This window comes from Phytobacter diazotrophicus (genome assembly GCF_052061655.1).
GTDB lineage: Bacteria > Pseudomonadota > Gammaproteobacteria > Enterobacterales > Enterobacteriaceae > Phytobacter > Phytobacter diazotrophicus.
Genome location: NZ_CM125428.1, coordinates 3325037 through 3338865, shown reverse-complemented (window position 1 = coordinate 3338865; position 13829 = coordinate 3325037). Strand labels below are relative to the sequence as shown.

General features: G+C 52.4%; 13 protein-coding genes. All 13 read left to right on the top strand.

Annotated features, from left to right (window positions below; all coding sequences use genetic code 11):
* Positions 1-148: 148 nt before the first annotated feature.
* The 13 genes from ACS0RQ_RS16215 to ACS0RQ_RS16155 all read left to right on the top strand — a co-directional run bounded on the left by ACS0RQ_RS16215 (position 149) and on the right by ACS0RQ_RS16155 (position 13805).
* Positions 149-2407, top strand: a complete 2259-nt coding sequence (locus ACS0RQ_RS16215; RefSeq protein WP_271851126.1) for a type VI secretion system Vgr family protein — start codon at positions 149-151, stop codon at positions 2405-2407.
* 13 nt (positions 2408-2420) lie between these two features.
* Positions 2421-2807 carry a hypothetical protein gene (locus tag ACS0RQ_RS16210; RefSeq protein ID WP_193795796.1) on the top strand — a complete coding sequence of 129 codons (387 nt, stop codon included), beginning with the start codon at positions 2421-2423 and terminating at the stop codon, positions 2805-2807.
* A gap of 88 nt (positions 2808-2895) precedes the next feature.
* Positions 2896-3279, top strand: a complete 384-nt coding sequence (locus ACS0RQ_RS16205; protein ID WP_271851125.1) for a hypothetical protein — start codon at positions 2896-2898, stop codon at positions 3277-3279.
* Between the two features lie 8 nt (positions 3280-3287).
* Positions 3288-3662, top strand: a complete 375-nt coding sequence (locus ACS0RQ_RS16200; RefSeq protein WP_271851124.1) for a DUF3592 domain-containing protein — start codon at positions 3288-3290, stop codon at positions 3660-3662.
* Positions 3663-3731: 69 nt separating this feature from the next.
* Positions 3732-4121, top strand: coding sequence for a hypothetical protein (locus ACS0RQ_RS16195; protein ID WP_271851123.1), 390 nt, complete (start codon positions 3732-3734; stop codon positions 4119-4121).
* Between the two features lie 60 nt (positions 4122-4181).
* On the top strand, positions 4182-4574 hold the full coding sequence (locus ACS0RQ_RS16190) for a DUF3592 domain-containing protein (protein WP_271851122.1): 393 nt from the start codon (positions 4182-4184) through the stop codon (positions 4572-4574).
* A 10-nt stretch (positions 4575-4584) separates the two neighbouring features.
* Entirely contained in the window at positions 4585-7116 is a 2532-nt protein-coding gene (locus ACS0RQ_RS16185) for a DUF2169 family type VI secretion system accessory protein (protein WP_334634158.1), read from the top strand.
* The gene (locus tag ACS0RQ_RS16180) at positions 7113-8183 is read left to right on the top strand and encodes a pentapeptide repeat-containing protein (RefSeq protein ID WP_334634160.1); all 1071 of its coding nucleotides are present in this window, start codon (positions 7113-7115) and stop codon (positions 8181-8183) included. Before ACS0RQ_RS16185 ends, ACS0RQ_RS16180 begins: the two co-directional genes overlap by 4 nt.
* Positions 8184-8192: 9 nt before the next feature.
* Positions 8193-8798, top strand: coding sequence for a DUF3540 domain-containing protein (locus ACS0RQ_RS16175; protein WP_039079464.1), 606 nt, complete (start codon positions 8193-8195; stop codon positions 8796-8798).
* A 9-nt stretch (positions 8799-8807) separates the two neighbouring features.
* Positions 8808-9200 (top strand): DUF4150 domain-containing protein, encoded by a 393-nt coding sequence (locus ACS0RQ_RS16170; RefSeq protein WP_039079463.1) that lies wholly within the window; start codon positions 8808-8810, stop codon positions 9198-9200.
* Positions 9201-9418: 218 nt separating this feature from the next.
* A complete protein-coding gene (gene tri1, locus ACS0RQ_RS16165) occupies positions 9419-10525 on the top strand; it encodes an ADP-ribosylarginine hydrolase Tri1 (RefSeq protein WP_271851119.1) in 1107 nt (368 codons plus the stop codon).
* A 237-nt stretch (positions 10526-10762) separates the two neighbouring features.
* Positions 10763-13318 (top strand): type VI secretion system Vgr family protein, encoded by a 2556-nt coding sequence (locus ACS0RQ_RS16160; protein ID WP_334634163.1) that lies wholly within the window; start codon positions 10763-10765, stop codon positions 13316-13318.
* Positions 13293-13805 (top strand): hypothetical protein, encoded by a 513-nt coding sequence (locus ACS0RQ_RS16155; protein ID WP_125124893.1) that lies wholly within the window; start codon positions 13293-13295, stop codon positions 13803-13805. Before ACS0RQ_RS16160 ends, ACS0RQ_RS16155 begins: the two co-directional genes overlap by 26 nt.
* Positions 13806-13829 lie beyond the last annotated feature (24 nt).

Sequence of the window (13829 nt, the reverse complement as noted above, 5' to 3'; positions counted from 1 at the left end):
CTCGATATCAATGAATAGATAAAACGGACGCCATTGCCCGTTTTTGTAATATCCTCACTGACTGCTGGTTGATTATATTTGTCGTTCGGGCACGATAATTTAATGATTGCACCTGGTTCTTCATGATTTTTGTAACGGAATTAACCTTATGCTCAATCGTATTACCGTACAGCTCCCCGTAGACGGGCTATTGTTCTGGAAACTGTCAGGGCGTGAAGCGCTGTCAGAACCTTATGCACTTGGCCTGACGTTGCTGGGCACCGATGCGCGCATAGACCGCAGCCAGTTGCTGGGCAAATCCGTCACCGTGACTGTCCCGACGCAGGATATGACATCGCCGCGCTACTTTAACGGCAAAGTGACCCGTGTGGCGGTGAGCGCCGTGGAGTTGTCCGGCACTCGCTACGCGGTCTATCAGCTCAGTGTTGAATCCGACTTATGGCCAATGCAACGCGACCGTAACCTGCGTATTTTCCAGGGGCAGACGGTACCGCAAATCGTCAAAACGTTGCTCTCTGAAAGTAAGGTTAACGTTGAAGACAAACTGAGCGAGAGTTACCGCGTCTGGGATTACTGCGTACAGTATCAGGAGAGCAGCTTCGACTTTATCAGCCGCCTGATGGAACTGGAGGGCATCAGCTACTTCTTCCGCCACGAATCCGGGCGCCACGTCATGGTTCTGACCGATGCCGCCAGCCAGCATCAGCCGTTTGCCGGTTACGAAACCATTCCCTACCACGTCACACCGTCCGGCGGCAGTACCGACGAAGAGGGGATCAGCCAGTGGGCGTTAACGGACAGCGTGACGCCGGGGATCTACAGCCTGGACGATTACGATTTCCGTAAGCCGAATGCCTGGCTGTTTCAGGCGCGCCAGAATCCAAACTCGCCGGAGCCCGGCAGCATTAACGTTTATGACTGGCCGGGGCGCTTTGTTGATCATGGACACGGTGAATTCTATGCCCGCATTCATCAGGAACGCTGGCAGGTTGAGCACCAGCAGATACAGGGCAGCGCCACCGCGCTGGGCATCACCCCTGGGCATACTTTTACCCTCTATAACGCCCCCTTTTTCAGCGATAATGCGGAATACCTGACCACCGAAGCTAACTACTGGCTGGAAGAGAATGCCTACGCCAGCGGCGGGAGCTCGCAAACAATGCACCGCATTGATTTCACTGTCATTCCTTCTTCTGTCACGTACCGTCCGGCGCAAAAAACGGCCTGGCCGCGTACCTATGGGCCACAGACCGCAAAAGTCGTCGGTCCGCAGGGAGAGAGCATCTGGACCGATCGCTATGGCCGGGTGAAAGTGAAGTTTCACTGGGACAGGCAGGCAAAAGGCGACGATACCAGCTCCTGCTGGGTGCGTGTTTCCAGCGCCTGGGCAGGGCAAGGCTTTGGCGGCGTGCAGATTCCGCGTGTTGGTGATGAAGTGGTGGTCGACTTTATTAACGGTGACCCCGACAGGCCGATTATCACCGGGCGTGTTTATAACGAAGCCAGTATGCCGCCGTGGGACCTGCCTGGTGATGCCACCCGGATGGGCTTTATGACCCGCAGCAAGGATGGCAGCGTCGATAATGCCAGCTTCCTGTTTTTTGAAGACAGTCCGGGTAATGAATCGGTGCAGATGCATTCCGAGAAAGACATGATGGTGTCGGTCGAGAATGATCAGACGGTCAATATCGACGGTAACCGGACGACGACGATCAAAAAGACACAGACGGATGAAGTCCGGCAGGATGCAACTTTTTATTACAAAGCGAAGCGTACAACTACTGTGGATGATGTTGAAGCGAAAAGCTTTAATAACAGTGAAATCACGAGCATTAAGAATGGCCGCAAGCTTACGATTGAGAATGACGGTGATGAGAGTTCAATTACTGGCGACAGGAAACTTATACTCAATGGTAACAACAGCAGGGAAATCAGCGGAAATGATACAACTCATATAAAGGGAATGCATGATAAGACTATCGATTCCGGTGAGAGGATTACTATTACCTCGGGTGGACAAAATCAGACAATAAGCGATAACGTTAAAGTAGATATTAACGGAGAATGGTCGCAGACCGTTACTGGTCAGATTGTCATTAAATCGCCACAACAAATCACCATAAAGAGCGATACCAAAGTGTTTATCGACTCTCCAGTTTTTGAACGTAATGATGTCCAAAAAACAAGCTTCGCTCAGGATGCGATGGATTATCTGGTAAAGCAATTTACAATCTCTCTTGGTACGGTAGCGTTAAAAGCAGGTAGTTATGCTTTCACTGGTGTCGATGTGTCGCATAAAGGTTTTACATTTGGGCGGACGATAGTCAATGCTCAACGGGTTGAGGCCGCTCGTGTGGATAGTGGAAGCCTAAAAACAGCGCTGTTCGCTCTCTATATGGTTATGTAATAAAGGAAAATTTATGTCGCTTTTTAATATCGTTAATGTTGTGGTGACACTCTCATTGATGGCGTTCATATGGCATCTTGCCCATCGAGTAGTCCGCAATTCTCAACAGCGTGAAGAGATCGTTCTTGAACGAGGTCGCGATGTTAATGTCACCATCTTGTCCATGAAGCAGAATGGTTTGTTTATAAATAATAATCCTGTTATTGATATGTCTCTGAGAATTGAAGAGCCTGCAAATAAGAAAAGCTGGTTGGTTGAAAATCATCAGGAAACGGCTTATGTCATCGCTGTCGGTTCCTACCAGGTTGGCAATGTGTATCAGGGGAAATTTGATGACAAAACAAATAAGATCATTTTGGTTAAGGATGCCAGCGGTAAGCCTTTACTGGCTGCTCCTTAAACGCTATCTATGTAATTTTTCTAATAATATATACCAGATCTTAAAGATAATAATGACTGGCACTTAATATTTAATATTACCTAACATCATGAATTTTTTATCTGAACATTCAAACTCAATAGCGCTGGGTGTGATGCTGCTTTTTATTTTTATCTGCCTTAAGGGATTGAAGGGGCAAAAAGAAGATGTTACAGAAATAAGATACTGGTTATCGAGAGATAAATGGCAGGGCGAGGTGACGACGGCAACATTGCGCGAGTGGAAACAGACTTCCACTACGCATGATTTTGATTATTTCTTTATCGTTACCTTTGATGCAAATCTGGAGGGTGGGGTGAAACAATATAAAGCGGCTGCCGCGCTAAAAGTATCTGAAATCCCCCAGCTTAAAAAAGGGATGCCCATTGTGATTAAATATCAAGGTGTTCCGCCAAAGAAAATGGCAGTACTGAGCATGCAAGCTGAGCATTGATGATAAATATGAGATATGTTACAGATGTCATCGTATTCGCCGTCCTGGCTTTTTTTGCCTATGTTATTGTGTCTTTGCTCATCAGGGATGCCAAAAATAAGAAAGTCAAAGATGGAATAGCGGCGGCTGGCGTCAATACTACGGGGATTATCACTGATGTATCCAGTCGCTCTGGTGGGAACTCCGGGTTTATTAACATCACGGTAAGTTTTGACTATGAGATTGAGACGGGTAAAAAAATCAGTGGTAAAGCTGATGCGGTAATTGATGTAATGAATATCAATAAATACCAGCCCGGTGAAACCATTTCTTTAAGATACTCAAGAAAAGAACCCGAAAAAGTTATTGTGGATATTCCAAACCCTCTTCTCAAACGTCGCTGATTATCATAGTGGGAAAAGCCATGGTTAGCTACGTGGCTTACCCACAAATTAACTTTAAAAAGGGTTCATATGAACATTTTTATCAATGTCATGAGTGACCCTTTCTTTATCTCTGGATTGATTATCACCCTTGTGGGACTGTGGTCTGCCGTTGTTTTTTTTAAGCAGTATGGGGTACAAACGCGGTTATTGCGCGACTGGATATCACGCGAAGAATGGGCCGGGAAAACCATTCATGTTCCTCTGGAGTCCTGGCAGCGTACCGGTACGAAGCGTGGCGAATATTATCTTTACGAATGCTATTTCTTTGCGGATTTCGCTAAAAAGAGAAAGAAATACCGTGCCAGGGCCGCTGTTAAACCCAATGATATTCATAAACTGAAAAAAGGGTTAACCCTGACAGTAAAATACAGTGATGACAAACTGCCACGGATTGCAGTAATGAACGTGTTTGACTAAGCTTTTCTGGCTGCGTTTATTCTGGAAATAACTCTGCGTATACACGAAAGGTCCAAATTAATGGAATTTTTTGACACTTACTGGTATCTGCTGCCCATTGGGATATTTTCAGCCGTCTTTTATATTATCTACCTTAGCTTGCGCGATAACCTTATTATTTATATTAAAGATTCCTTTAGGCAAGCATCAGTGCTTAAAACCGGTATTGGTGCCAATGCGGATATTATTGTCGCCAGGCAAACGGGGATGTGGGATGCAGAAAACCCTGTCTATTTACTGACGGTGAACTTTAAAACCCGTGAGGGGCAGGAAGTACAGGCAAGCTTCTATACATCTATGAACTTTGAAGAGAGAGAACGCTTTAAAGCCGGTAATGGCACCACCATCAAATATGACCCCAAAGACCCGAAAAGAATTGCGTTATACGATCGGCCACTCATATTAGGCGAATAAGGTATTACGGATGAAGATTATTAAACCTTTGCGCCTGAGCGTGCTCCATCGCCCTTTCCGCTGGCAGGGTAAAAACCATCTTGGCGTGTCGGTGATGGCGCTGACCGATATGGGGGAGGCCCCAACACTGCGTCCGGAGATGGAGCTCTGGCAGCTTGCCGCCAGTGAACTGCAAACCAGCGGCGGCGTTATTGATATGGCGATGCCGAAAACCCGTGCAGAATTCCTGGCCACCGGCTATGCCTATACTCACCACCAGCAGGAAAAAACGGCGGTGATGGCGCGGGTGGATATCGACAATCTCAGTAAATCACTGGTGGTGTTTGGCGACCGTTTCTGGTCGGGCAGCAAAATGACCCCACCGCAGCCTTTTGGCGACATGCGTCTGGACTGGACGCGCGCCTGGGGTGGTGCAGGCTGTGAAGAAAACCCGCATGGGGTGGGGTTTTGCCCGGAAAATCATCAGGGACAAAACCTCCACCGACTGCCGAACATTGAGCCCCTCCACGGGCGTATGACCTCGCCAAAACAGAGGCCGGAGCCTGCGAGCTTTGGGCCGCTTGATCTCACCTGGCCGCGTCGCTTTCGCCGGATGGGCAAAAATTATGACGCCGGTTGGTTGCAGAACGATTTTCCCGGCTTTGCCCGCGACATCGACTGGACGGTGTTTAATGCCGCCAGCCCCGATCAGTGGTGGGACAGAGACACCCTGCCGGAACAGGCGTCGTGGCGTATCTGGAACATGCACCCGCAAAAACCTGTGCAGGAAGGCACATTGCCCCCCTGGCACGCGCGCTGCTTTATCAGCCGGTTGCGCCTGGAAGAGACCCTGTTTGAAGAGATAACCCTGCGCGCAACCACCGTCTGGTTTTTCCCGCATCTGGAGCAAATGGTGCTTATCTGGCAGGGGCATATCCGCATTAATGAAGACGACGCGGCGGATGTTTTGCACTTAATGCCCGCGCTCGAAAAAAACGGTGCCGGACGTTCGCTCAACCACTATCGCAAAGTCCTCAGCCAGCGCCTGGATAAAGAAAAAGGGGCGTTGTTCGCGTTTCGCGAAAAGGATCTGCTGCCGGAATCGCTTATCGGCCCGTGGCTTGACAGTGAGGTGCAGCAGACGCCGAGCCCGATGCGCGACAACATAAAGAATCGCGAAAAACTGCTGCGCGAACAGTACCGGGAAAGGCTGGAAGCAAACGGGCGCGACATTGGCGATCTGCTCGACAACATTGAAGAGCCTGAGATGCCTGCCCTCGATGAATTGCCTGAGTTTATGGAAAAAATGGAACGTCAGGCGCAGGAAATACAGGCCGATGCGGAACAGCGCAAAAGCGAAATGGAAGCGAAGTACCCGCACAGGGATGACACGTTACCGCGCGGGCCGGAATCACTGCATCGCATGCAGGAAATGCTCCACCGCAACAGTGACCTGATGAGTGAGAAAAAGCGCGAGCAGGCGAGCGAGGCGCTGCATCAGATGTATCTGGCGGCTGTGGCCCAACAGCCCCCCGCCGTACGCCTGACGGGTGACCTTGCACAGATCATCCGCCAGCGTGCCGGGCGTACATTCGCGCAAGGGGGCGATTTTAGCGGTATGGATCTCACCGGCGCTGACTTTTCCGGTATGGATCTCAGTGGTGCGAATTTCACAAAGGCGCTGCTGGAATGTGCTGATTTCCGCAACAGTAAGCTGGATGGCGCCTGTTTTGCCGGGGCGATGCTTGCTCGTACGCAATTTGAGCGCACCTCATTACAACGATGTGATTTTACCGGGGCAAGCCTGGCGCTTGCTCAGTGTCAGGAGAGTGATTTTAGCGGTGCACGCTTTAAAGAGACGCAGACACAAAATGCCTTGTTCGAGGCGTGCATCTTCGATAACGCCAGCCTGGATGGACTGCTGTTACGCGAAACCGGGCTGAGCCGCTGCCGTTTCCACCACGCCTCGCTGGACGGCTGCATCTTCATGGAACTCACCCTGGCAGAACCCGATTTTCACGGTGCGCGGCTGCATAAATGCGCGTTTATGCAATCGGTGCTGGTGGCCGCAGTGTTTAGCGACGCGCGGCTGGATAGCTGCTCCTTTGTCCAGACTCAGGCGGAACAGGCGAGTTTTGCCGGGGCCACTTTAATCGCTACCGCGATAGCGGCCGAAAGTACTTTAGCGGGCGCCGACTTCCGCCAGGCTTCGCTCGTGCAGTGCAACCTGCGTCAGACGCCGCTCGCCGGCGCGCAATTCACCCTGGCGAAGCTGGAGAATTGCGATCTCAGCGAAGCGGATTGCCGCGCCAGCCACTTTGGTCAGGCAAACCTGATGGGGAGCCTGTTTGTGCGCACCGATTTTCGCGATACCGATTTCACCGATGCCAACCTGATGGGGGCGTTGCTGCAAAAAAGTCAGCTTGGCGGGGCCAATTTTAGCGGGGCGAATCTTTTTCGCGCCGATCTCTCGCAGGCGTTCATCAGCGATACCACCCGCCTTGATGGGGCATGGACGAAACGCATCAAAACGCTGCCGAAGCGCGATGGAGAAGTGATATGACGATGCTCACCGCAGCACAATTGCAACAGCGGGTGAAAGGCGGCGAGCCGATCAGCGAAATCTCCCTCGACGGGCTGGATTTGCAGGGCTGCGATCTCTCCGGCGGTATTTTTCAGGAGGTCTCGCTGGAGGGCGTGAACCTGCAAGGGGCCAATTTGCAGGAAACGGCGTTCACCGAATGTGCGTTAAACGGAGTAAACCTGCGGGGAGCCCGGTTAACCCAGACGGTGTTTAATCAGTGCGAAATGGCAAACCTGCGGGTAGAGGAAACACCGCTTGATGGATGTATCTTCAACCACTGCACGCTGACGGGCAGCCTTTTTACGGGATGCTCGCTACAGACCGTACAATTTATGCACTGCGCGTTGGCAGACAGTCACTTTGATCGGGCAATACCTGAACGCAGCGTCTTTTTTGAATCACCGCTGGCTCATGCCCGCTTTGCCGGCTGCCGTTTTCTGCTGACCACCTTTTATGGCATTGATCTGCGTACAACGGTGCTTGAGGGCAGTCAGTTTGAACGGGTGGTTTTTTTCGACTGCGATCAGCGCGGGAAAGATTACGCCCGGCACGGCTTTACCGGCTGCCAGTTTACCGACAACCAGTTAGATGGCACGGATTTTAGCGGCGCGCAGCTTACCCAGTGCAATTTTAAAGGGGCGTCGTTACAGACCGCGCGGTTAAACCAGGTCAATGCAACCCAGGCGCTGTTTATGGAAGCGAATCTGCGTGGCGCGCAGTGTCGTGGCAGCCTCTTTGATCAGGCTATTTTTGTGGGCGCCACGCTTGAGCAGGCCGATTTCAGCGAGAGCCGCCTGTTTCAAAGTATCCTGCAGCAGGTGAATGCTGTCGGTGTGCGTTTTACCCTTTGTGACCTGACCTACAGCGATTTTACCGGTGCCGACCAGCGTCTGGCCGACCTGCGCGGCGCGACCTTTTCCCGCACCCGGATGCATCGGGCAAATCAGGAGAATGCCCAGTTCACCGGACGTCAGGGCATTCTCGAATATGACGAAGAATTATTGGCTGCTGAGGCCTGGAGCCTGCAGCGCCAGAGCCGCCGTTGAGGAGAGATAATGAGTAAAGTCAACCATCTGATGGCCCAACCCATACTACCGCCCGTACAGGCATCGGCGGTGGTGACCCACTGCTTTGCTGACGGCAGCCTGACGGTAGAAAGCGAAGGGCGTGGCTGGCATTGTCGCCGGGCTGCGAGTTGTGTTATCGCACCGCAGACCGGCGATACGGTGTTGATTGCCAGCGTAGAGCGCCAAATCTGGCTGCTGGCGGTACTGGAACGGGCCAACCCGCAGGTTGCGGAGCTCAGCGTGCCGGGCGATCTGCATATTCGTAGCGCAGGGGAGCTAAGCCTGAGTAGCGAGGCGCTCCGTGTCACCGCCGGGCAGGGTGACTGCCATATCGACGAAATGAAATACAGCGGCGAGAAACTCTCGGCGTGGGTCAGCCTGTCGCGCGTTGTCGGCAAGCGGGCAGAATCTGTCTGGCAGACCGTCACCCAAATCAGCCACAGCCTGTTTCGCACGACCAGACAGACCGAGCAGGTTCGCGCCGGGCAACTGGACATGAAGGCTGAGGATTATGCGCGCCTGCATGCCCACAACACGGTGATCACGTCCAAAGCGATCACCAAAGTCGATTCTGAACAGATTCATATGGGATAAGGAACCGCCATGTTTGCGAACTGCCAGCTTTTCGGGGTTGATTTGGCCTTTCCGGATGTCTGCCTGACGCCCATGCCAGCCCCCACGCCCATTCCCTATCCGGATATTGCGCTGGGGCCGACGGCAATCCCTAATGCGATGAATATCCTGTTTATGGGGATGCCAGCCCACAATATGGCGACCATCACGCCACTGACCAACGGCGATAACCCCGGCGTGGCAACAGGCGTGGCCTCTGGGACCGTGATGGGGCCATCCCGGCATTTAACCGGTGCGTTTACCGTGCTGTTAAAAGGCACTCCCGCCACGCGATTGACCAGTGTGAGCCTGCAAAACTCCACCAATGCGATTGGTATGCGTATCGTGCCGAGCCAGTTCAAAGTGCTGATGCTGGCGCCATGAAAACGTGACAGGATGGTATTAAGGGATGAATATCTCGACGTTTGAAATTGTGAATGTTGTTGCCACACTGGTGCTATCGCCGTTGCAGCTTATCAGGTGGGGAATGTTTATCAGGGTAAGCTGGGGCAAAATGATAAGAGCCTGGTCTTTGTAAAAGACGGTAGCGGCAAACCGCGGCCTGCGATACAGCAGTAAAGAAAGACAGGGAAGGGACAATCGTGATCGATTTACATTCTGATATTCGGGAAATAGAGCGTTATGCAAAACAGTATGAGCACTATATTCCGTTTACTAATGCGCGGACGCAGCACCGCATGCTGTATGACTACATTGCACATCCACTGGTAGAGAACCCGCAAGAAGCCGCGTCGACAAAATGGTATGACACGCCTGATCAGGTCAAGCCGCTGAATATCTGTCGCGACAGGGCCACAGGCGCGCTTGTCGGGCTCGCCGTGGGCGATGCCGTGGGCACCACGCTGGAATTTATGCCTCGTGACCATCGTACCGTGACGGATATGGTGGGTGGTGGGCCATTTCGCCTGAAACCCGGCGAGTGGACCGACGACACCTCTATGGCCCTGTGTCTGGCTGAAACAATGCTGGAGCGCAAATATGCCAGCAGGCAATGTTTCAGGGAAAAGCTGGTGAAGTGGTATCGCGAGGGCTATAACAGCGTTAACGGTGTCTGTTTTGATATTGGCAATGCGACCCGTTATGCCCTGGAACAATATGAGATTAACGGAGCGGACTGGTTTGGTAATACGGTCCCGGAAACAGCGGGAAATGCATCCATTATTCGATTAGCGCCTGTACCGATCTATTTTCGTCGCAATTTCGCTCAGACATTCTATAACGCGAAAATTCAAAGTCAGGCCACCCATTGCGCGACCGAGGCTGTAAGTTCCGCACATTATCTGAGCTGCTTACTGCTTCTGCTGATTAATGGGTACGACAAAGAACGTGTATTTTCCCCACAAATGATGCCGTTAGAGCCGCGCGTGCTGATCATCAACGCCGGTGAATATAAAGAAAAAAGCCGCGACCAGATCCGCTCCAGTGGCTATGTTATCGATACGCTGGAAGCGGCCATGTGGGCGGTATGGCACACCGACAATTTCCGTGATGCCATCTTGCTGGCGGCGAACCTTGCCGATGATGCCGACAGCGTGGCGGCGACGGCCGGACAACTTGCCGGTGCATTATATGGCTGGTCGGGGATTCCGCAGGAATGGAAAGAGAAGCTGGTGCAGCATGACCGCATTGCCTCAATGGCCGCGGCCTTATTTGACCAGGCGCCGGATGAGGAAACGCCGACGGAATAAATAGTGGCATGACTGAGGTTGATAATAACCTCGGCAGACAGCCAGGAACACGGTCTTATATTGTGCCCGATACAGAGCGATAAATATAACGGCCAGTACAGAGTGGCAAATACAATTTACCTCACCAGACATCAAATTTTAGTAAAAATACCGCAATCTTAGCGGGTGGATTTCTCTATCGAATGGCATTTGCGCTGACGATTTCAGCGCGTTGCTACTTTTAACGGAATGAACCTTATGCTCAACCGTATTACCGTGCAGCTTCCGGTCGAAGGGCTGCTGTTCTGGAAACTGTCAGGGCGTGAAGCGCTGTCAGAACCTTATGCACTTGGCCTGACGCTGCTGGGCACCGATGCGCGCATGGATCGCAGCCAGCTACTGGGAAAGGCCGTCACTGTGACTGTCCCGACGCAGGATATAACATCGCCACGCTACTTTAACGGCAAAGTGACCCGCGTTGCGGTGAGCGCCGTGGAGCTGTCCGGCACCCGCTACGCGGTCTATCAACTCAGCGTTGAATCCGACTTATGGCCAATGCAGCGTGACCGTAACCTGCGTATTTTCCAGGGGCAGACGGTACCGCAAATCGTCAAAACGCTGCTTTCTGAAAACCAGGTCAATGTCGAAGACAAGCTGACCGGCAGCTATCGCGTCTGGGACTACTGCGTACAGTATCAGGAGAGCAGCTTCGACTTTATCAGCCGCCTGATGGAACTGGAGGGCATCAGCTACTTCTTCCGCCACGAGGCGGAGCGGCATGTTCTGGTACTGACCGATGCGGCGACCCAGCATCAGCCGTTTGCCGGTTACGAAACCATTCCTTATCACGTGACACCGTCCGGTGGCAGTACGGATGAAGAGGGGATCAGCCAGTGGGCGCTGACCGACAGCGTGACACCGGGGATCTACAGCCTGGATGATTACGATTTCCGCAAGCCGAATGCCTGGCTGTTTCAGGCCCGGCAGAACCCGGTCTCACCACAACCGGGCAGTATTGATGTGTACGACTGGCCGGGGCGCTTTGTCGAACACGATCATGCGGATTTCTACGCCCGCATCCGCCAGGAGCGCTGGCAGGTGGAGCATCAACAGATTAATGGTAGCGCCACGGCACTCGGCATCGCGCCGGGTAACACATTTACCCTCTATAACGCCCCCTTTTTCAGCGATAACGCGGAATACCTGACCACCGAGGCCAACTACTGGCTGGAAGAGAACAATTATGCCAGCGGTAGTGGCTCGCAAACGATGCACCGCATTGATTTCACGGTGATCCCCTCCACCGTTACATACCGCCCGGCGCAAAAATCAGCCTGGCCGCGTACCTATGGGCCACAGACCGCAAGAGTCGTCGGCCCGCAGGGGGAAAGCATCTGGACCGATCGCTATGGGCGGGTGAAGGTGAAGTTCCACTGGGACAGACTGGCGAAGGGCGACGATACCAGCTCCTGCTGGGTGCGTGTCTCCAGCGCCTGGGCGGGGCAGGGTTTCGGTGGCGTACAGGTGCCACGCGTCGGTGATGAGGTAGTGGTCGATTTTATTAACGGTGACCCGGACAGACCGATCATCACCGGGCGTGTCTATAACGAAGCCAGCATGCCGCCGTGGGCGCTCCCCGCCGCCGCCACGCAGATGGGGTTCCTCAGCCGTTCGAAAGATGGTTCTTCTGACACCGCCAACGCCCTGCGTTTTGAAGATAAAGCGGGGGAGGAGCAGGTGTGGATCCAGGCCGAACGGAATATGGACACCAACGTTAAGAATGACGCCACGAGCACCATCAACGGCAATAACAGCCACTATGTCCGTAAAAACGAGCTATTGCGTGTGGAGACCAACCAGACACTGGTCACCAAAGGGAAGTCTCTGGTATTAACGGGCAAAGATAAGCTGGAAGCGGTATCTGAACAGTATGTGGTCAGTTCGGGTACACGGCTACTACTGGCATCCGGCGAAAGCGCTATCGAACTGCTGGCTAACGGTACGATCAACCTGATTGGTAATGACTTTAACTTTTTTGTAAAAGGCGACGGGCATATCACGACCAAAGGGAAGTTGTACCTGAATGCGGATGACGGCAAAGCCGGGGTCGACGCGCCGGGTGAACGCCTGAAAGGAGATATCGATAAGGCGGTTGAGGAGTATTTCACGCCAGGTAAGGAAAATAAAGCGGGAGGGGCGGTTCCCGGTGCGGCGGCTGGCGCCCCCAAAAACAGTGCTAAACCGGTCTCCAAACCCGCCGTAACGACGGGGTTCGGTGATGATGTTGACCAACTGGCATCAAAATCCCCGACGCTAACGAATGATCTGAAAAAACTGAAGGACGATGGCTGGACCCTAAAAGAGGGTAATGAGGGATGGGGGACGATGGCTAACCGTAAGACCCAAACGATCACGGTAGATAAGGGCGCGTTGAACGACCCGGCACGAACGGTACAACTGCTGTCGCATGAGAGCGGCCACGCAATGTATACGCCCAAAGATGATTTTTCTTCCCGTGATGCTTACCTCAACAGTAAATTAAGTGATGAGGGGGCGGCTACACTGAACAATATTAAAGTTCAGAGAGAAATCCTCGCCAACGGGGGGCCGGATATCGGCATTTCGGGCAATCCGGCCAACCAAAAAAGCTATAATTCGATTTACGATTCAGTTAAGAGCGGAAAGATGACAGAAACGGAAGCGCAGTCGAAAATCGGCCGAATCTTCGGACGAGGCGAACAGACATCGGTGACCGGCCAGGACTACGAAGATTATTATGGAGGATGGTATGACAAAAATTACCCGGCTAAATAAAGCCTGTGCCATCATATTCGCTAATTTACTCATGACAGGAGTTGTCGAGGCAAAAATGCAAAACGAAGATCTCTGGCAATTTATTTCTCATCTCAGCACATCTGTTAAAACCGTTAACGTGAATACCATTAACCGCTTCGCCTTGCCGGTTACTGAGGTGTCACAAAACGATAATTTTGTCTTCTATACCAGTGATGCAGTAAAACTGGCCAGCGGTGCAACGCTGTCGGCATTCGACCTGCGGGTGAATAAAAAACCAAACAGTAAAGTGTTGTTTGCGTTCGATTATGCAGGGCAATGTATCTCGCTGGGCGAGGTACGTCAGCACTATGCGAAAATGGACATTACCGATACGCCGCGTGGACATTCGGTCCATGAAGTCACCAGTCATACCGCTGCAATTGGCGACGGCCAGGAAGTCACCTTTAGTTTCGCCGAAACGAATCCGGACTGTTTAAGCAGTGTGGTGATTACCCGCGAGAAATAACGTGTGATTCAGGCTGACATCTGC